Source organism: Actinomycetota bacterium (assembly GCA_016700055.1).
GTDB lineage: Bacteria > Actinomycetota > Acidimicrobiia > Acidimicrobiales > Ilumatobacteraceae > Kalu-18.
Genome location: CP064997.1, coordinates 2,004,286 through 2,023,407 on the forward strand (window position 1 = coordinate 2,004,286; position 19,122 = coordinate 2,023,407).

Sequence of the window (19,122 nt, forward strand, 5' to 3'; positions counted from 1 at the left end):
CGTTCTCGGTCGGATCCGTCGCGCTATGTGTCACAAATCCGACCGAGAACTAGGCGGGGGGAGCCGGGAGTGTGGGGGTGAGGATCGGGTGGGGTGGCTCGGCCCTCGCCACCAGGCGGCGCATGATGGCGTCCACTCGTGCCGGATCGTGGTCGGCCGGCAGCGTCTCGGGTTCCCCGGGGCGCCAGCCCGCGGCGATACTCACCGATCCGTCGCCGATCTCGAACACGCGCCCGGTCACCTGGCGCGCGGCGGGTCCGAGGAGCCAGCAGACGAACGGCGCGACGTGTGAGGGGTCGAGTGGATCTCCGGCGGGATCGGTGGCGGCGGGAGGGCCCATCCACTCCGTGAGCCTGGTGCGCGCCACCGGCGCGACGCCGTTGACGGTGACCCCGAAGCGGGCGAACTCGTCGGCGGCCACGATCGAGAAGGCTGCCACCGCAGCCTTAGCCGCGCTGTACACGGCTTCGCCTCGGAATCCGTAGAGACCAGCCGACGAGGTGGTGGTGACGAGCGCTGCTTCAGGCGTGCGGTCCTCGCCGGCTTCGGCTCGCCAATGCCTTCCCGCCGCCTGAGCGAGGAGGAAGGTGCCGCGTACGTGCACCCCGAGCACGAAGTCCACGTCTTCGGCACCGACGCGCAGGATCGATCCAGAGCGCAGCGCGCCTGCGTTCGACACCACCGCGTCCAAGCGGCCGGCGGACTCCAATGCCGCGGCGACCACGGCATCGGCGCCCTTCGGTGTGGAGACATCGGCGGCGACGGTGCTCACTCGGTCTCCGGCGATCCCGGCCAGCTCGTCGGCATCGATGTCGTTGGCGACGACTCGGGCGCCCAATCTGACCGCTTCGGTGACGTAGGCCCGGCCGAGGCCACGCGCCGCGCCGGTGATCGCCACCACCCGGTCGCGCAGCAACAGCGGGTCGGGTCGCGGCGCCGCGTCGGAGCCCTCTGACGGGCCAGGGAAGGACGCACCCGCGCGTCGACGGGCGACGAGCTCGTCGAACGCGCCGACGATCTCGGCGTCGGAGGCGTACGCACCGAACACGGCGTCGACACCGCGGCCGGAGAGGGCGATCCGATCTGCCTCGGTGAGCACCGACCCACCCAGCACGACCGCAGTCCCCGCCTCGTGGCAGCGGGTCACCAGCTCGTCGACGTAAGCGTCGTACTCCCAGGAATGCACGGACACGCCGACGACGTCGGCGTCTTCTTGCACCGCCGCGCCGGCCAGCCCCGCCGGGGTGTTGAACCGGCCGAGGTAGGCGACCTCGAAACCGTGGCGGGCGAGCATGCGGGTGACGGCCAGCGCGCCGACCTCGTGCTGGTCGAGGCCGAGCGTGCCGACGATCACCCGGCCGCGCACACCGCCCTCGGGCGAGCGCGTCGACGTCACGATCCCGCCCGTGCCGACGCTCCGGCGAAGGGATCGGCGGGACGCCCCACGCCTTCGCGCAGCGCGCCCGTGATCTCGCCGATGCTGGCCTCACCGGCCAGAGCAGCGCGGATCGGCCCCATCAGATCGTCGCCACCGGCCGCCGCCGTCTTGACTGCCTCTAGTTGACGCTTTCGCGCGCGATCGTCGCGGGCTGCGCGCCAGGCCCGGATGCGCTCCACGTGCGCCCGGTCGGCGGGGAAGCGCTCCTCGGCCTCCTCGCGCAACAAGCGGTCTTCGCCGGCAGCGATGGTGTGGCAGTTCACGCCGACCAGCGCCAACTCGCCCGAGTGGACCTGGCGCGCGTGGCGGTCCATGCCGGCGTGGAAGATGGCCCTGAAGAAACCGCTGTCGACGAGGTCGGCGACGTCACCCGTGCCCTCGATCCGGCGCACCTGCTCGTCGATGCGGGTCTCGAGGTCGTCGGTCAGCGACTCCACGTACCACGAGCCGCCGAGCGGGTCGGCAACGGCACCGGCGCGCGCCTCGAGGTGGATGATCTGCTGGGTGCGCAGACCGACCTGGTGGGCGGCCGCGGACGGTGTGCGGAAGGGCTCGTCGAAGGTGGAGATCTCCAAGCCCTGCACACCGGCGAGCGCCATGGCGAGACCCTGGATCGCGCCGCGGGCGATGTTGTTGGCCGGCTGGGCGGCGGTCAGGGTGAGCCCGCTCGTGTGCACGGAGATGTTGACCGAGCACGAGCGTTCGTCCGTCGCGCCGAACTCCTCACGCATCATCCGGGCGTAGAGACGCCGGGTGGCGCGGATCTTCGCGATCTCCTCGAAGATGTCCATCCGGCAGTTGACGAGCATCGCGATGCGCGGAGCGAACGCGTCGATCGGTACTCCGCGGCCGAGGAGCTGCCTCGTGATCTCGCGCAGCTGCACGAAGCCGAGGGTCATCTCCTCGACGGCGTCGAGGCCGCCGTCGCTGATGAAGTACGTGTCCTCGAGGTAGGGATGGAAGCGGGGCATGTGCTGCAGGCTGAACATGATCGAGTCCAACGAGAGGCGCATGCGGATCTCGAAAGGCAAGAACATCGCGTAGGAGCAGTCCTCGGTGTACAGCGGACCTTGGATCGCCGAGCCCCGCAGCACCCGGGGGTCGAAGCCCAGCTCGATCGCCGCGAGGTGCTGGCCGGCGATGGCGAAGGCGGCGGGCAGCGAGTGGGACAGGGTGACACGGTCGAGCGGGATGCCCTCGAGCAGCTCGACGAAGTCGCGGGCCCGGCAGATGGACACTCCGGTGGTGCCGACCGCGGCCTCGCACATCGGATGGTCTGGATCGAGTGCGGACTGGGTGGGGTTGTCCCCGATGACGTCGATGCCGAGCGCGCCGTCGGCGAGCAGCCGGTGGAGCTGCCGGTTGGAGCGCCGCGGGTCGCCCTCGCCGGACAGCTCGCGGTGGATCCAGCCGCCACCGGCCGCCGCCGTCGGTGGGCGCCTGCCCCTGGTGTAGGGATATCTGCCCGGATCGCCGAGGTCGCGCGGGTAGTCGATCGGGGTGGCCACGGGGCCGTAGAACGGCTGGCGAGCCGGGGCGTCGCTCACGGCACGATCACGTTGTTCGGGTCGGGTTGCTCGTCGGGCGGCGCTTGGCTGTAGTCGCCCCACGGTCCGTCGCGCTCGGCCAATACCGCGTTGACCCCCTGACCGGCGAGATCCACGAAGCGGTGGGCGTCGGGGGTGTTGCGCATCAGGCCGTCGAGGATCGGGCCGAGCACCTGTGTGGCGTGCAGGCCCTGGTGCTCGAACGCCTGGTTGACCACCAGCTTCATCGCGGCCAGCTGAGACGCGGGCACAGCCGCGAGCTGCGTGGCCCAACGCGCCACTTCTGCCTCGAGGTCGGCGAAGGGCACGGACCGGTTGATCAACCCGATCGCCGCGGCCTCGCGACCCGACACCGACCGGCCGGTGAGGGCGAACTCCTTCGCCCGGGCGAGGCCGAGCCGGTAGATCCACATCCCCGAGAGGTGGCAGCCCCACATGCGCGCGTACGGGGTGCCGAAGCGGGCGTCGTCGCTGGCGATCACCAGGTCGGCACAGAGCGCCATCTCGCTGCCCCCGCCCACGCACCAGCCGTGCACCTGGGCGATGACGGGCTTGGGTGTACGCCACATCGACATGAACTTCTGCGTGGGCGCGAGGGTCGGTGCGGTGGCGAACACGAAATCCTTGCCGGGGTCCCACTCCCCGTCGGTGGTGATGCTGTCGTCCCAGTGGTGGAACCCGCCGGCAAAGTCGTATCCGGCGCAGAAGGACCGGCCGGCCCCACGTACGACCACGACCTTGACGCGGTTGTCGAGCGTGGCCCGCCGCACGGCGCGTTCGAACTCCTCGGGCATCGGCGGCACGATCGTGTTGAGGCGCTCGGGCCGGTTCAGGGTGATCGTCGCCGTCGCCCTCGCTTCGTCGACGCCGTACAGCAGCGTCTCGTAGCGGTCGGCTTCGGTCTCTTGGCCGGGGCGGTCCTCCCGGCGGGGTGGCGTGGCCATCGGGGTCCTCCCTCGAAGACGGGACGCGACGCAGGTCCTCGCGGCAGGGTACGCCCGTCACCCACCCCCGTTCTCGGTCGGATCAGTCGCGCTATGTGTCACAAATCCGACCGAGAAGTCAGGTAGCGCTCGGGTGGGGGGGTTCAGGCCGGGCTGACCTCGGCGAGGAAGTCGACGAGCGCCTGCGCGAACGCCGGGTCGGCAACAGCGCTCAGGTGGTCGCCGCTCACGACCTTCACCCGAGCGCCGGGGATGGCGTCGGCGAGAGGCTGCGGCGGGCCGACGAGGACGTCGGCGTCGCCGACGAGCACGAGCGTCGGCACGTCGATGTCTGCGAGGCGCGAGCTGTCGTGCGCGCGCTCCGCCCGCTGGAGCGCGGCGAGGGCGAGTCGGTCGGCACCCGTCGAGTCGGCGAAGAGCCGGAACCCGCGTGCCGTCGCGTCGGTGATCGTCGACGGGTCGTCGGCTTCGAGCGCGTCGGCCAACGCCGACAGACCGCGCGGTCTCCCCGCGGTGAGCGCGGCGCCGACACCACCGAGGACCAGCGAGCGGGCGCGGGGCTCGTCGGGCACGAGCGCCGCCGACACGAATGAGCCCATCGAGTAGCCGACCACGTCGACGGCGTCGATGCCGAGGTGGTCGAGCAGCGCCTGGACGTCACGCACCATTGCGTTGCCCCCGTACGCCTTCGGGTCGTGGGGCTTGTCGGACTCGCCGTGGCCGCGGGCATCGATGCTGACGACCCGACGGCCCGTTGCGGCCAACACCCTCACGACACCGGGGCGGGTCCAGTTGGCGACGGTGTCAGCGGCGAAACCGTGGTGCAGCAGCACCGCCGGACCGCCGGGGTCTCCGTCCTCGGTGTAGGCGATCCTCGTCCCGTCGAAGCTCTCGAACCGCAGCATTCACGGATCCTTGTGCAGAGACCGGCAGGCCGTGTCATCGAGCGGTCGTCCCGTCCCCCACATTCTCGGTCGGATCCGTCGCGCTATGTGTCACAAATCCGACCGAGAACGTGGGGGAGTGCTCGGGACGTAGAGACGGTTGAAGAACTCGACCAGCACGCGCTCGGCCAGCTCCGGTGGGCACACGTTGAGGATCGCGTTGATCCCGGCGGTGCGCTCGGGCACCTCGGGGGCGCCGCCCTCGCTGCCCATCCCCGCGCCGGCCAGCAGCAGGTCGAACTCGTCGTCGCCCAAGGTGGCCGGGTCGAGCGAGTGCAGCAGCGCGACCAGCGCGTCGTCGACGGGCGGCGTCGGCGCGGCCTTGGCCCGCTCGCACGCTGCGGCCAGGTCGGTGAGGAGCTCGGGCACCAGCGCGAGGCTGGCTCCGCCGACCGACAGGTGGATGTTCTCCCTGCTGCCGGCGAAGCCGAGCTGGGGCTGCACGAACCAGCGCTGGGCGCGCATCTCGTCGACGACGTCGAACACGTTCACCGTGTCGCTCGAGAGCGCGATCAGGGTCGACTCCGGATCACCCATCACCGCCAGATCGTCGATGTCCTCGATCCCGGCTCGGATGGCGTCGACCGCGGCGAGCGTGCGTTCGGCGATGTCGCGGAACCCGACATCACCGACGTAGTTCAGCACCGCCCACGTGGCGGCAAGCGCCCCTCCGGACTTCGTGCTCTGGAAGGTGGTGTTGATCACCGTGTAGCCGGTCCACGCCGCCTTTGCGTAGAGCTGGTGACGGCGCAACGAGGCGTCGCGGTAGAGCACCACCGATGCACCCTTCGGGCAGTACGCGTACTTGTGGAAGTCCATCGACATCGACGTCACGCCGGGAACCGCGAAGTCGAAGTCGGTCACCTCGCGCCCGAGGTCGCGGAAGTACGGCAGCACGAATCCGCCGATGCAGCCGTCGACGTGCAACAGCAGGTCACGCTCGAGGGCCAGCCTGCCCAACTCGGGGATCGGGTCGACGACCCCGTGCGCGTACGAGACGGCCGAACCGACCAGCAGGATCGTGCGGTCGTCGCACGCCGCCGCCATCGCGTCGACGTCGGCCTTCCAAGTGGTGGTGTCAACCGGCACCGACACCGCCTGCACGCCGAAGTAGTGCGCGGCCTTGTGGAACGAGGCGTGCGCGGTGACCGGCAGCACCATGGTCGGATCGGTCAGGTCGGGTCGCAGCGTTCGGGCCCGGTCACGAGCGGCCTTGACCGCCATCATGATCGACTCGGTACCACCGGTGGTGAAGTTGCCGACCACCATGTCGTCGCCGCGGAGATGGTCGCGGGCGATGCCGACGACGTCGTTCTCCAGGCGCAGCAGCGACGGGAACACGGTCGGGTCGAGCGCGTTCTCGTCGTAGAAGTCGACCAGCGCGCGCTTGGCGACGCGGTCGATGTCTGCCCGGCCCGGGTCGTACACGTACGCCCACGTCCGCCCGCCCTTGGTGTCGAGGTCGCCGGCGCGGTACTGCGCCAGCCGCTCGAACAGCTCCTCTTCCGACATCGCTCCCACCTCACGAAACTACGTGCTGGGAAGCAGCGCCTCTCACGTTCTCGGTCGGATGAGTCGCGCTATGTGTCACAAATCCGACCGAGAACGCGGGCATGGATCAAAGGGTGACCGCCACACGGATGGCGTCAGGGTCCTCGGCGTGGCGGGCGACGCGGAACACGTGACGGCCGGTCGGTTGCCGCCACGCGTGTGCTTCGGGGTCGCGGGTGGAGAGGCGGTCGAGTGGCACCTGCAGCTCGAAGCGCTTGGTCTCGCCGGCGGGGACCTCGACGCGGAGGAAGCCGACGAGCCTCGCCGGTGCATCGGCGTCGGGGAGATCGGCGTAGAGCTGCACCACGTCGGCGCCAGCGCGGGCGCCCACGTTGCGCAGTGCCCCCGTGGCCACGACTGCGCCACCGACGACCGAGACTGCGACGTCGTCGAGCAGCTCGAACCCGGTGTACGACAGCCCGAAGCCGAACGGGAACGCCGCTGCTTGCCCCGTGCGTCGCAGGTGCCACCACCCGTGCCAGCGGTCGTAGGTGAACGAGGTGGCCTCACGGTCGAACGGCGGGAGGTGCGACTCGTCGGCCGGAACGCTGAAGGGGAGTCGCGCCGAAGGGTTGACGTGCCCGAGCAGGACGTCGGCCAGGCCTGGCCCGGCCTGGCAACCGGCGTACCAGGACTGGACGAGCGCAGGGACGGAGTCGACCCACTCGGTGACGACGACAGCGCTGCCGGACTGGATGACGACGACGGTGCACGGGTTGGCAGCGGCGGCGGCCCGGATCAGGGCGACGTCGGCCTCGGGTAGCCGTAGAGACGTGCGATCACCGCCGATGCTGAAGCCGACCGGTCGCTCCTTGATGCGCTCCGGCACGGTCCTTTCGGCCAGCAGGGCGACGGCGGCCTGGAACTCGGCGACGACCTCGGGCTCGTCGGCGGGAGGGAACAGGTCGCGCAGCGACGGGTCTGTCTGGCCGATGTACTCGCCCTCGTCGAGGAACGTGTAGCCGACCACCACCACCGCGGCGTCGGCATCGGCGGCCAGCGCCGCAGCCCGCGCCGGGTCACTGCCGTCGTCGTGAGTCACGGCACCGAACGCGCTCTGCAGGCCGCCCAGCACGGTGTGGCATTCGAGATCCCAGACGTCGCTCGACCCACCGTCGCCGATGTTCACCCGGTCGGCGAGGCGGCCGACCACCGCCAGCCGGGCGTCGGGTGCCAGCGGCAGACCGGGCTTCCCCGCTACGGGCTCGTTGCGCAACAGGACGATCGACCGCGCGGCGACCTCGCGCGCCAGATCGCGGTGCTTCGCCGTTCCGGTCACCTCGGGCGGCGGGGGCGGAGCCGAGAGCACGTCTTCGAAGCGCAGCAGGGTGGCGACGAGGTGCCGGACCGCGGTGTCGACGTCGTCCCACGACGCCTCGCCACGTTCGAGGGCGGACGGCAGGTCACGGAAGCGCACCATGCGGTAGGGCATCTCGAGACCGAGGCCGGCCGCGAGGGATGTCGCGGCGTCGCGGAGGCCGAAGATCCAGTCGCTGATGACGAAGCCGCGAAAGCCCCACTCGCCGCGCAGCACGTCGGTGAGCAGCGCGTGGCTCTGGCCGCACCACTCGCCGTTGACGGAGTTGTAGGCGGACATCACCGCCGCCGCGCCTTCGTCGACGATCCGCTTGAAGTGGGGCAGGTACACCTCGTGGAGGGCGACCTCGTCGATCTCGATGTCGACGGAGAAGCGGGCGTTTTCCATCGAGTTGCAGGCGAAGTGCTTCACGCACGCCATCACGTGGTGTTGCAGGCCGCGGGTGAAGGCGGCGCCGAGCTCGCCGACGTGGAACGGGTCCTCGCCGTAGGTCTCCTGCGCTCTTCCCCACGCCGGGTGGCGGAGCACGTTCACGCAGACCGCGCCGGTGAGGTTGGCGCCAGCCGCGCGCAGCTCTCGGCCGATGGCGTCGCCGACCCGCTCCTCGAGCTCGGGGTCCCACGTGGCGCCGCGGGCCATCGAGACGGGGAAGGCGGTGGCATTGCCGATGGCGCAGCCGCGGGGACCGTCGGAGAAGGAGATCCCCGCCAGCCCGACGCGCTCGACGCGGGCCGCGTGGAACGGGGTGCGGTGGTAGCCGCCGCCCACGAGGAAGGTGAGCCCGGCCCAGGTGGGCGCGTCGCCGTCGAGGCACCACAGCCGTTCCTCGGGGGTCATCGACCCGACCAGATCGCGTGCGGCCGCTTCGGGTTCGGCCCCGCCGCGCACTGCCGCGCGGGCGTCGTCGAAGGTTGCGATGGTCACGGTGGCCCCTTCCGGTACGAGGTCCCAATCATGCGGCGCCGGGCGGCACCGTCTTTCACCGGACGGTCGGGCAGCCGTCGAAGGCGAAAGCGGCGGCCCCCGCTAAGGACCAGTTAAGACCGCTCCCCGGTCCGCTAAGAGCGAACTACGACCGTCGTCTTCGGCGATCGGCGCCAGCATGATCGTCGACGGCAAGGCCGGCGAGAGGCCGACCGATCGTGCAAAGGAGACCGCAATGCAAGACGTGATCTACGTCGGGATCCCGATCGTGTTCTTCGCGATCTGCGTCGCCTACGTGCGCGGATTGGACCGCCTGGTGCGCAGCGGCGAGGAGACCGAGCGCACGACAGACGTGGCCGAACCGGCGATGCCGGGTGGGTTCGGAGCTGCCGAGGCGATGTCATGACCGCCGACAACCTCGTCGCCTTGTTCATCGCCGTCCTGCTGACCGGGTTCTTGGTCGGGGCGTTGCTGTTCCCGGAGAAGTTCTGATGTCGGCCGCCAGCTGGGTGCAGTTCTTCGCGTTGATCGCGCTGGTCCTCGTCACCGGCGTACCGCTCGGGCGATACATGGCTCGGGTCTACGGAGACGGTGAACGCGCGCCGGGCGATCGGTTCTTCACGCCGATCGAGAACGTCTTCTATCGAGTGTGCCGGATCGATCCGCAGCGAGAGCAGCGCTGGACCGTCTACGCGTACTCGCTGATCGGGTTCAGCCTGATGTCGTTCCTGATGCTGTATCTCATCCTGCGGCTCCAGGGCGCGATGCCGGTCAACCCGACCGATGTCGGCGCGGTGATCCCGCACCTGTCGTTCAACACCGCGGTCAGCTTCGTGACCAACACGAACTGGCAGTCCTACGGCGGCGAGGACACGATGAGCCACTTCACCCAGATGATTGGCTTGACGGTGCAGAACTTCGTGTCGGCCGCAGTCGGCATGGCCACCGTCGCGGCGCTGATCCGCGGGTTGGCGCGTCGTCGGGCGGGCACGATCGGCAACTTCTGGGTCGACCTGACCCGCGGCGTGACCCGCATCCTGTTGCCGCTGTCGATCCTCGTCGCGGTGGTGTTGATCGGCCTCGGCGTGGTCCAGAACCTGAGCGGCTTCACCGCGGCCACCACGATCGAGGCCGGCACCGAGCAGCTCATCCCCGGAGGCCCGGTGGCGAGCCAGGTGGCGATTCGCCAGCTCGGCACGAACGGCGGCGGCTTCTACAACACCAACGCCGCCCACCCGTTCGAGAACCCGACCGGGCTCACCAACTTCATCGAGCTCTGGGCCGAGGTCGTGATCCCGTTCGCGTTCGCGTTCACGTTCGGGCGGATGGTCAAGGACCGCCGCCAGGGCCGCGCCGTGTTCGCGGTGATGTTCGTCCTGTGGGCCGGCGCGTCGCTCGCCGCGATGGGCCTGGAAGGCAACGGCAACCCGCGCCTCGACGCGCTCGGCGCCGATCAGTCGGTGAGCGCCGAGCAGTCGGGCGGGAACATGGAAGGCAAGGAGATCCGCTTCGGAACGGCCGCTTCGGGTCTCTACGCGGCATCGACGACCGGCACCTCGACGGGGTCGGTGAACTCGATGCACGACAGCTTCACCCCGCTCGGCGGGGGAGTGGTGATGGCCCACATGATGCTCGGGGAAGTGAGCCCGGGCGGGGTCGGCGTCGGGCTGAGCGGCGTGCTGGTGATGGCCATCCTGGCGGTGTTCATCGCCGGGTTGATGGTGGGACGGACACCTGAGTTCCTCGGCAAGAAGATCCAGTCCAACGAGATGAAGATGGTCGCCCTGTACGTGCTCGCGATGCCGGCAGCGGTACTCGGGTTCACCGGGGCGTCGATGCTCGTCGGATCGGTGCTCGACACGACGATGTGGAACACCGGATCACACGGGTTCAGCGAGATCCTCTACGCCTTCGCCTCGGCGGGCAACAACAACGGCTCGGCCTTCGCCGGGATCACCGCCAACACCCACTGGATGAACACCACGTTGGGCATCGCGATGCTGATCGGGCGCTTCTTACTGATCCTTCCCGTCCTCGCCATCGCCGGCGCGCTTGCCCAGAAGCGGGCCACGCCGGCCACCGCGGGCACGTTCCCCACCCACACCCCGCTGTTCGTCGGCCTCGTCGTCGGCGTGATCTTGATCGTCGGCGGACTGACCTTCTTCCCCGCGCTGGCTCTCGGCCCCATCGTCGAGCACCTGTCCCTCTAGGAGCCGATCGTGCAGACCCTCACCTCATCCACCCCCGAACCCGCCGCGTCGTCGTCGCGTGCCTCTGCGCGGCCGTTGTTCGAGTCCGCGATCGTCCGCCAGGCGGCGATCGACAGCGTCCGCAAGCTCGACCCCCGCATCCAGCTGCGCAACCCGGTGATGTTCGTCGTGCTCGTCGGCAGCGTCTTGACCACGATCCTGTTCGTTCGCGATCTGGGCGAGTCGACCCGGGCCGAGAACGTCTTCGCCGGGCTGGTCGCGGCCTGGCTGTGGTTCACGCTGCTGTTCGCCAACTTCGCCGAGGCGATGGCCGAAGGGCGCGGCAAGGCCCAGGCGGCCACGCTGCGCAAGGCCAGGGCCGAGACGATGGCCCACCGTCGCCGGGCGGACGGCACGCTCGAGGAGGTCGCATCGTCGCAGCTGACCGTCGACGACGTCGTCGTCGTGTCGGCGGGGGAGATGATCCCCTCCGACGGCGACATCGTCGAAGGGATCGCTTCGGTGGACGAGTCCGCGATCACCGGCGAGTCCGCCCCCGTCATCCGCGAGGCAGGCGGGGACCGCTCCGGCGTCACCGGAGGCACCCGCGTTCTGTCGGACCAGATCGTCGTGCGGATCACCGCCCGGCCCGGCGAGACGTTCCTCGACCGCATGATCGCTCTCGTCGAGGGCGCCAGCCGGCAGAAGACCCCGAACGAGATCGCCCTCAACACTCTCCTCGCGGTGCTGACGATCGTCTTCTTGCTGGCCACCGTCACGTTGCAGCCCTTCGCCATCTACGCCGACGCCGAGCAGCACATCATCGTGTTGGTCGCGCTGCTGGTGTGCCTCATCCCGACCACCATCGGAGCGTTGCTGTCGGCGATCGGGATCGCCGGCATGGACCGATTGGTGCAGCACAACGTGCTCGCCATGTCGGGCCGGGCGGTCGAAGCGGCAGGGGACTGCTCTACGTTGCTGCTCGACAAGACCGGCACGATCACCCTCGGCAACCGCCAGGCGGCGGAGTTCCTCCCCCTGCCGGGAGTGGGCGAGGAACGGCTTGCCGCTGCCGCCCAGCTCGCGTCCCTGGCGGACGAGACACCGGAGGGCCGCTCGATAGTCGTGCTCGCCAAGCAGCGCTTCGGGGTGCGCGAGCGCGACGTGAGCAACGCCACGCTCGTGCCGTTCACGGCCCAGACCCGCATGAGCGGCCTCGACCTCGACGGCAACGCCGTGCGCAAGGGCGCTGGCGCGTCGGTCAAGGAGTGGGTGATCGACGAGGGCGGTCGCGTGCCCGACGGATTGGACCGTCTCATCGAGGACGTCGCCACCGCCGGTGGCACCCCCCTGGTCGTCGCCGAGCGTCACGGCGGCAGCGTCGAGATCCTCGGGGTCGTCCACCTGAAGGACATCGTCAAGGAGGGGATCCGCCAGCGCTTCGACCAGCTCCGGGCGATGGGCATCCGCACGGTGATGATCACCGGCGACAACCCGCTGACCGCTCAGGCGATCGCCACCGAGGCCGGCGTCGACGACTTCCTGGCAGAGGCCAAGCCGCAGGACAAGATGGACCTCATCCGCCGCGAGCAGGCCGGGGGGCGGCTGGTGGCGATGACCGGCGACGGCACGAACGACGCCCCCGCGCTCGCGCAGGCCGACGTCGGCGTGGCGATGAACACCGGCACGCAGGCTGCGAAGGAAGCGGGGAACATGGTCGACCTCGACTCCAACCCGACCAAGCTCATCGAGATCGTCGAGATCGGCAAGCAGCTGCTCATCACCCGCGGCGCGCTCACCACGTTCTCCATCGCGAACGACGTCGCCAAGTACTTCGCGATCATCCCCGCGATGTTCATGGGCGTGTTCCCGGTGCTCGACGACTTGAACGTGATGCGCCTCGAATCGCCCCGCTCGGCGATCCTCTCCGCGGTCATCTTCAACGCCGTCGTCATCATCGGGCTGATCCCGCTCGCACTGCGCGGAGTCAAGTTCCGCGCCGAGTCAGCGGTCGCGATGTTGCGCCGCAACCTGCTCGTCTACGGCCTCGGCGGGATCGTCGCCCCGTTCGTCGGCATCAAGCTCATCGACCTCATCATCACCACCATCGGAGTCTCGTGATGCGCCGTCAACTGCTTCCCTCATTGGGCATGGTGCTCATCTTCACCGTGCTCGTCGGACTCGCCTACCCGCTGGCGATGACCGGTATCGGCCAGTTGGCCTTCGGCGACTCCGCCGACGGCCAGCTGGTCGAACGCGACGGTCAGGTGGTCGGCTCCCGCCTGATCGGCCAAGCCTTCGTGGAACCGCAGTACTTCCACCCCCGGCCCTCGGCTACCGGCTACACACCTGGCCCCGGTTACGCCTACGGCTCCAACGAAGGCCCGACGAGCGAACGCTTCCTCAGCGGTGTCGCCGACCTCGTGGCGGCCTACCGGGAGGAGAACGGCCTGGCCGACGACGCGCGCGTGCCCGTAGACGCGGTCACGGGATCGGGCAGCAGCCTCGACCCGGCGATCTCCGTCGCCAACGCCCGCATCCAGGCTGCCCGCGTCGCCGCGGCAAGAGGGCTCGATGTGGACGAGGTGCTCGCGCTCGTAGACGCGAACACCGACGGTCGCTCGCTCGGGTTTCTCGGCGAGGCAGGTGTGAACGTGCTCGAGCTCAACCTCGCGCTGGACGCGCTGTGACGATCGGCGTGATGGACTGATCGGCGATGGCACGCGGTGAACTGCGGATCTACATGGGGGCAGCCCCAGGTGTCGGAAAGACGTTCGCCATGCTCAACGAAGGTTGTCGCCGTCGTGAGCGCGGCACCGACGTCGTCGTCGGCTACGTCGAGACCCACGGGCGGGCCCAGACCGCCGCCCAGATCCGCGATCTCGAGCTCGTCCCGCGGCGGACGATCACGTACCGGGGCCAACCCTTCGAGGAGATGGACCTCGACGCGGTCCTCGCCCGCAAGCCCGACATCGCGCTCGTCGACGAGCTCGCCCACACGAACGTCCCCGGCAGCCGCAACGAGAAGCGCTGGCAGGACATCGAAGAGCTGCTCGAAGCGGGGATATCGGTCATCTCCACCGTCAACGTCCAGCACCTCGAATCGCTGAACGACGTCATCGCCCAGATCACCGGGGTCGTGCAGCGCGAGACCGTGCCCGACGCCATCGTGCGCGCCGCCGAGCAGGTCGAGCTGGTCGACATGACCGCGGAAGCGCTGCGCCGACGGATGGCCCACGGCAACATCTATGCGGCCGACAAGGTGGACGCGGCCTTGGCCAACTACTTCCGCGCCGGCAACCTCGGCGCCCTGCGCGAGCTGGCCCTGCTCTGGGTCGCCGATCGCGTCAACGAAGGCATCGAGGTGTACCGGCAACGCCACGGGATCACCGCCCCGTGGGAGGTCCGCGAACGAGTCGTCGTCGGCCTCACCGGCGCGCCGAGCGGCGACCGGCTCATCCGCCGCGGTGCTCGCCTCGCGGCTCGCGGCCGCGCCGAACTGGTGGGCGTGCACGTCCGCACGACCGACGGCCTGGTCACCGCCGACCAGGCGCTGCTCGACCACCACCGCGAGCTTCTCGAAGAGCTCGGCGGCAAGTACGCCGAGACCGCCGGCACCGACGTCGCCGAGGCATTGGCGCAGTTCGCGCGGGCGGAGAACGCCACCCAGATCATCCTCGGAGCCTCACGACGCTCACGCTGGGCAGAGCTCGTCCGCGGGTCGATCATCAACCGGGTGATCAGCCTCGCCGACTCCGTCGACGTCCACGTCATCTCCTCGGACGCTCCACCGTCGGCGCAACCGGGACGGCTGCGAGCCGGACGCAGGCTCACGCCGCGTTCGGCGCGATCACGCACGTGGGCCTGGCTCGTCGCCCTGGTCGGTACGCCACTCCTGGCGCTGGCCCTGCTCCCGTCGGAGGACACCGTCGGGATCTCCAGCACGTTGCTGATCCTGCTGCTCGGGCCGATCGCGGCCGCGTTGCTCGGCGGCCTGGCCCCTGCCCTCGTCGCATCAGTGACCGCCTTCTTGGCCGCCGACGTGTTCTTCATCAGCCCCTCGTTCAGCCTGCGGATCGCCGACCCCACCGATCTGCTCGACCTGGTCGTGTTCGTAGCCGTGTCCGCGCTGGTCAGCGGGCTGGTCGATCGCCTCTCGCGCCGCACGGCAGAGGTCGCCCGGGGACGGGCCGAGGCCGAAGCCCTCGCCGAGCTCGCTCACAGCACCGCCATCCTCGACGGCGACGCCCTCCACCACCTGGTGGCCGAGCTGCGCACCACGCTCGCCCTCGACGCCGTCGCCGTGCTCGCTCCGGCCGGCGACGGCGGCTGGCGCGTCGAGGCCGCGTCGGGTGAACCGCTGCCGGCCACCCCCGACGACGGCTCTTACGCCGCCGAGCTCGCCGACGGCGCCACGATCGTCGTCGTCGGACCGACCCTGCCGGCCGAGGATCGCCGGCTGCTGTCCGCGTTCGTCGCCCAGGTGCGCCTGGCCCAGGCCACCCTCGCCTTACAGGCCGAGGCGACCCGTGCCGACGCCCTGAGCGAGGCCAACGACCTGCGTGACGCCTTGCTCGCCGCGGTGTCACATGATTTGCGCGGCCCGCTCGCGAACATCAAGGCCGCGGCCACCAGCCTGACCAGCTCCGAGGTGCGATGGGAGCCCGACGACGTCGAATGCTTCGCCAAGACGATCGACGCCGAGGCCGACCGGCTGACGACCTTGATCGTCAACCTGCTCGACATGAGCCGCCTCCAAGCCGGGATGCTCGGCGTCAACCTCTGGCCCACCGCCCCAGCGGACGTGATCTACGCCGCGCTGGCCAGCCTCTCCGCCGATACGTCGACCGTCGAGATCGTCGCCCCCGACACCCTTCCGCTGGTCTCGACCGACCCGGCCCTGCTCGAGCGGTCGCTCGCCAATGTCGTCCAGAACGCCCTCAGCTGGTCTCCCGAGGGCCAGCGCGTCCGCATCGAGGCGGCCACCGTCGGCGACCGCGTCGACATCCGCGTCATCGACCGTGGCGCGGGTATCCCCCTGGACCAGCGCGAAGCGGTGTTCCGGGCCTTCCAACGCCTCGGCGACGGTGGGCGCGCGGCCGTGCAGGGGCTCGGGCTCGGGCTCGCGGTTGCCCGCGGGTTCTGCGACGCCACCGGCGCCGAGATCACCATCGACGACACCCCCGGCGGCGGCGCCACCGTGGTGATCACGGTGCCGATCGCCGCGCCCGACGAGCCGGGAGCGCAGCGGTGAGCCGAGTCCTCGTCGTCGACGACGACCCCCGCATCCTGAAGACCCTCGAGGTCAACCTGCGCGCCCGCGGTTTCGAGGTCTCCCTCGCCCGCAGCGGCGAGGAAGCCCTCCAGGTGGCCGCCCGCCACCATCCCGATGCGGTCGTCTTGGACCTCGGATTGCCCGAGATGGACGGGCTCGACGTCGTGCGTGGCCTGCGCGGGTGGTCGACGGTGCCGATCATCATCTTGTCCGGGCGCGGCACCGAGAACGCCAAGGTGGAAGCCCTCGACCTCGGCGCCGACGACTACTTGACCAAGCCGTTCGGGATGGACGAGCTGTTCGCCCGCCTGCGCGCCGCCCTGCGCCGTGCCGTGGTCCCCGAGGGCAAGCCGGTCGTCACCACGGCCGACTTCACCATCGACTTCGCCGCCAAACAGGTGCGCCGCGGTGCCGAGCCGGTGCGGCTGACCCCCACCCAATGGCACATCGTCGAGGTCCTCGTCCGCAACGCCGGACGCCTGGTCACCTACGAGCAACTGCTGCAGGAGGTGTGGGGCCCGACGTACGGCAAGGAGACCAACTACCTGCGGGTGTTCATGACCCAGATCCGCCAGAAGCTCGAACCCGACCACGCCAATCCCCGCCACTTCGTCACCGAGCCCGGAATCGGGTTCCGCTTCGAGCTGCTCGGCGAACAGGAACCCGCCGATCACTGATCGCGCCCACCACCGCGATCGCTGATCGTGCCTACCACCGCTGGCGGGCTTCTTCGGCGAACCCCTGCAGGCCGTCGAACTGCAAGGTGAGGCCGTCGTCGGTGCGCAGCGTGCCCGCCCAGGTGCCGAACACCTGGTGGGTCTCGCTGATCCGCTCCCAGCCGACCCGGGTGTGCTTGTCGTAGCGGGGGGTGAGCACGACGGCGAGCTGCCCACCGGGGTCGACGATGCGCCATGGCGCCATCGGGTCGTCCCAGTCGTAGTCCCACGTGAGCTCGCGGCCGATCTTGGAAAGCCGGCCGTCGACGATCACGCCGTTCTCGGTGAACCCGGATCCCTCCGTCCACTTGGCCCCGAACTGCAGGCCGACGACGTGGCCGTCCGCGTGGCCGGCGCCTCCACCCCAGTTCCAGTCGACGTCGGTCGGCCAGCGCCCCCGGCCGACGTCGAGCACCCCCCACGAGTCGGGACCGTCGGGTCCGCCGATCGACCAGCGCCGCGCGCCGACGACGAGCTCGCCCACGGCGGGTCGGGCCTGGTGCTTGGAGGTGTAGTTGAAGACCTGGTCGTTCCAGGGGATCACGACGTTGAGCGATTCGTGGCCGGCGGCCAGCTCGACGGCGACATCGAGGTGCGCGTCGCGCCCGTCCGGTTCGGTCCACGAGGCGCTCAGGCGAGTGCTGCGAGGGTCGTCGACGACGGCGAGGGTCAAGCCGTCACGATCGACGTGCAGTGGAGCAGCGGCGGGCACCTCGGGCAGCAAGAAGTCGCCGCTCGGTTCGGCGGCGACGAGCAGGCCGCCGGTCTCGCCCGAGGCGAGGTCGACCCACCACACGTCGGCGATGCCGAGCACGTCGACGTTGCTGAACACGCTGGACACGACGAGGTCGCCGGCGAGGATGGCCCAGTAGTCCCACTTCTTGTTGCGCCCGAAGCAGCCGTCGAGGTTCGCCCGGTGCAGTGGCCGGCGCGACCACCCGAGCGCCTCCGGGTTCAGTGCCGTCCCGTCCGGCGTGCAGAGGTCGATCGGCTCGACGAGCTCGCGCTCTCCCGTGGTCATGGCCCACGGTCTACCGCGATCCACCGCCTCGAGCTTCCTTCGCGTTCTCGGTCGGATTTGTGACGGCGAATTCAAGCGGTGGTCGCGACAAGCTCGGCGAATCGTTCGGCTGGAGTATCCCATGCGAGGGTCTTGCGGGGGCGTCCGTTGAGGAGCGCAGCGATGTGGTCGAGATCGTCTTGGGTGTGCACGGACAGGTCGGTGCTCTTCGGTAGGAATTGGCGCACGAGCCCGTTCCAGTTCTCATTGCTGCCACGTTGCCATGGCGAGTGCGGGTCGCAGAAGTACACGTCGACGCCGGTGGCGACACTGAATGCTTGGTGACTGGACATCTCGGTTCCTTGGTCCCAGGTCAGCGAGCGGACCAGCTGGGTTGGAAGGCGGGCGATGTTGGCTTCGATCCGCTCGTTGACATGGGCAGCGGTGCGAGCGTCGAGCTTGATCAGCATCCCCATCCGTGTGCTCCGCTCGACCAGAGTTGCCACGGCGCTGTTGCCGTTCTTGCCGATGACCAGATCGCCTTCCCAATGCCCGGGGATCGCCCGGTCCTCGATCTCGGCGGGCCGCTCAGAAATGTTGACCATGTTCGGGATCCGACCCCTGGTGTCCGGCGTGCGCGAGTGCGGCCGGCGGGCCGCCCGCCCGGACCGCAAGCAGGCGGCGAGCTCTTTGCGCAGCTCGCCTTTGGCCTGGATGAACACCGCCTGATAGATCGACTCGTGCGACACCCACCACTGTGACTGATCAGGATGATCTCTGCGGAGACGTTCAGCGATCTGCTCGGGTGACCAGGTACGTTCACGAATCAAGGCCTGCACCTCGAGCCACAGCCACGGTCGTTGCTCGGTCCATGATGGCTTCGGACGTAATGCGGCCTGATCGGCATGCTCCTGGGCGACGAACGCCCGATAGTGATGGCGACCGCCACAACGAGCGATCTCCCGACCGATCGTTCCCCGATGACGACCCAACCGGATAGCGATCGCGCTGTTGGTCTCGTTGCGTTCGATCCCGACCCGGATCTCCTCACGTTCCTCCAACGTCAAGGCATCGTCGCGGAGCTTGCGATCACGTAACACCGTCACAGCTTCCTCGGCAGCGCGCAGCTCCAACGTGCTCTTGGCGACACCGGCGATCGCAGCAGCTTCAACCCAGGTCGCACCCCGAGCCAGAGCCCTCAACCCTGGGAACACCACCGACAACCGCAACCTCGGCCGGCCAATCTGAGCCATGCGACACCTCCTCAATCAGGAGC

15 protein-coding genes are annotated in these 19,122 nt (G+C 69.6%); 7 read left to right on the forward strand and 8 right to left on the reverse strand.

The features are described 5' to 3' along the window. Positions 1-49 precede the first annotated feature (49 nt). The 6 genes from IPM43_09845 to IPM43_09870 all read right to left on the reverse strand — a co-directional run bounded on the left by IPM43_09845 (position 50) and on the right by IPM43_09870 (position 8,579). Positions 50-1,396, reverse strand: coding sequence for an SDR family NAD(P)-dependent oxidoreductase (locus IPM43_09845; protein QQS23735.1), 1,347 nt, complete (start codon positions 1,394-1,396; stop codon positions 50-52). Beyond that, complete coding sequence (locus IPM43_09850; protein QQS23736.1) at positions 1,393-2,985, reverse strand: hypothetical protein; 1,593 nt, start codon at positions 2,983-2,985, stop codon at positions 1,393-1,395. The genes IPM43_09845 and IPM43_09850 overlap by 4 nt, the downstream gene beginning before the upstream one ends. After that, positions 2,982-3,929 carry a crotonase/enoyl-CoA hydratase family protein gene (locus IPM43_09855; protein QQS23737.1) on the reverse strand — a complete coding sequence of 316 codons (948 nt, stop codon included), beginning with the start codon at positions 3,927-3,929 and terminating at the stop codon, positions 2,982-2,984. The genes IPM43_09850 and IPM43_09855 overlap by 4 nt, the downstream gene beginning before the upstream one ends. 143 nt (positions 3,930-4,072) lie before the next feature. Then, the gene (locus IPM43_09860; protein QQS23738.1) at positions 4,073-4,834 is read right to left on the reverse strand and encodes an alpha/beta fold hydrolase; all 762 of its coding nucleotides are present in this window, start codon (positions 4,832-4,834) and stop codon (positions 4,073-4,075) included. A gap of 90 nt (positions 4,835-4,924) precedes the next feature. Next, positions 4,925-6,385, reverse strand: coding sequence for an aspartate aminotransferase family protein (locus tag IPM43_09865; GenBank protein ID QQS23739.1), 1,461 nt, complete (start codon positions 6,383-6,385; stop codon positions 4,925-4,927). Between the two features lie 106 nt (positions 6,386-6,491). Next, a complete protein-coding gene (locus IPM43_09870; GenBank protein QQS26418.1) occupies positions 6,492-8,579 on the reverse strand; it encodes a glycoside hydrolase family 3 C-terminal domain-containing protein in 2,088 nt (695 codons plus the stop codon). A 322-nt stretch (positions 8,580-8,901) separates the two neighbouring features. Here IPM43_09870 and IPM43_09875 point away from each other — a divergent pair, with 322 nt between their 5' ends. The 7 genes from IPM43_09875 to IPM43_09905 are packed head-to-tail and all read left to right on the forward strand — an operon-like array spanning position 8,902 to position 16,807. After that, positions 8,902-9,072 carry a hypothetical protein gene (locus IPM43_09875; protein ID QQS23740.1) on the forward strand — a complete coding sequence of 57 codons (171 nt, stop codon included), beginning with the start codon at positions 8,902-8,904 and terminating at the stop codon, positions 9,070-9,072. Further along, the gene (locus IPM43_09880; protein ID QQS23741.1) at positions 9,069-9,158 is read left to right on the forward strand and encodes a K(+)-transporting ATPase subunit F; all 90 of its coding nucleotides are present in this window, start codon (positions 9,069-9,071) and stop codon (positions 9,156-9,158) included. Before IPM43_09875 ends, IPM43_09880 begins: the two co-directional genes overlap by 4 nt. Continuing rightward, positions 9,158-10,876, forward strand: coding sequence for a potassium-transporting ATPase subunit KdpA (gene kdpA, locus IPM43_09885; protein ID QQS23742.1), 1,719 nt, complete (start codon positions 9,158-9,160; stop codon positions 10,874-10,876). Before IPM43_09880 ends, kdpA begins: the two co-directional genes overlap by 1 nt. 6 nt (positions 10,877-10,882) lie before the next feature. After that, a complete protein-coding gene (gene kdpB / locus IPM43_09890; protein QQS26419.1) occupies positions 10,883-12,976 on the forward strand; it encodes a potassium-transporting ATPase subunit KdpB in 2,094 nt (697 codons plus the stop codon). Beyond that, positions 12,976-13,545, forward strand: a complete 570-nt coding sequence (gene kdpC, locus IPM43_09895) for a K(+)-transporting ATPase subunit C (protein ID QQS23743.1) — start codon at positions 12,976-12,978, stop codon at positions 13,543-13,545. Before kdpB ends, kdpC begins: the two co-directional genes overlap by 1 nt. Positions 13,546-13,571: 26 nt before the next feature. Beyond that, a complete protein-coding gene (locus IPM43_09900; protein QQS23744.1) occupies positions 13,572-16,109 on the forward strand; it encodes a sensor histidine kinase KdpD in 2,538 nt (845 codons plus the stop codon). Beyond that, complete coding sequence (locus IPM43_09905; GenBank protein ID QQS23745.1) at positions 16,106-16,807, forward strand: response regulator transcription factor; 702 nt, start codon at positions 16,106-16,108, stop codon at positions 16,805-16,807. The genes IPM43_09900 and IPM43_09905 overlap by 4 nt, the downstream gene beginning before the upstream one ends. Before the next feature lie 31 nt (positions 16,808-16,838). Here IPM43_09905 and IPM43_09910 read toward each other — a convergent pair whose 3' ends face one another. Then, the gene (locus IPM43_09910; GenBank protein ID QQS23746.1) at positions 16,839-17,867 is read right to left on the reverse strand and encodes a DUF2804 domain-containing protein; all 1,029 of its coding nucleotides are present in this window, start codon (positions 17,865-17,867) and stop codon (positions 16,839-16,841) included. 71 nt (positions 17,868-17,938) lie between these two features. Continuing rightward, entirely contained in the window at positions 17,939-19,099 is a 1,161-nt protein-coding gene (locus IPM43_09915) for an IS30 family transposase (GenBank protein QQS23747.1), read from the reverse strand. Positions 19,100-19,122 lie beyond the last annotated feature (23 nt).

Bases quoted from the DNA above. Each gene is read 5' to 3' on its own strand.
- IPM43_09910 (QQS23746.1), bottom strand. From the start codon at position 17,867: ATGACCACGGGAGAGCGCGAGCTCGTCGAGCCGATCGACCTCTGCACG.
- IPM43_09855 (QQS23737.1), bottom strand. From the start codon at position 3,929: ATGGCCACGCCACCCCGCCGGGAGGACCGCCCCGGCCAAGAGACCGAA.
- IPM43_09880 (QQS23741.1), top strand. From the start codon at position 9,069: ATGACCGCCGACAACCTCGTCGCCTTGTTCATCGCCGTCCTGCTGACC.
- kdpC (QQS23743.1), top strand. From the start codon at position 12,976: ATGCGCCGTCAACTGCTTCCCTCATTGGGCATGGTGCTCATCTTCACC.
- IPM43_09865 (QQS23739.1), bottom strand. From the start codon at position 6,385: ATGTCGGAAGAGGAGCTGTTCGAGCGGCTGGCGCAGTACCGCGCCGGC.
- kdpA (QQS23742.1), top strand. From the start codon at position 9,158: ATGTCGGCCGCCAGCTGGGTGCAGTTCTTCGCGTTGATCGCGCTGGTC.
- IPM43_09870 (QQS26418.1), bottom strand. From the start codon at position 8,579: ATGACCCCCGAGGAACGGCTGTGGTGCCTCGACGGCGACGCGCCCACC.
- IPM43_09860 (QQS23738.1), bottom strand. From the start codon at position 4,834: ATGCTGCGGTTCGAGAGCTTCGACGGGACGAGGATCGCCTACACCGAG.
- IPM43_09900 (QQS23744.1), top strand. From the start codon at position 13,572: ATGGCACGCGGTGAACTGCGGATCTACATGGGGGCAGCCCCAGGTGTC.
- IPM43_09915 (QQS23747.1), bottom strand. From the start codon at position 19,099: ATGGCTCAGATTGGCCGGCCGAGGTTGCGGTTGTCGGTGGTGTTCCCA.
- IPM43_09875 (QQS23740.1), top strand. From the start codon at position 8,902: ATGCAAGACGTGATCTACGTCGGGATCCCGATCGTGTTCTTCGCGATC.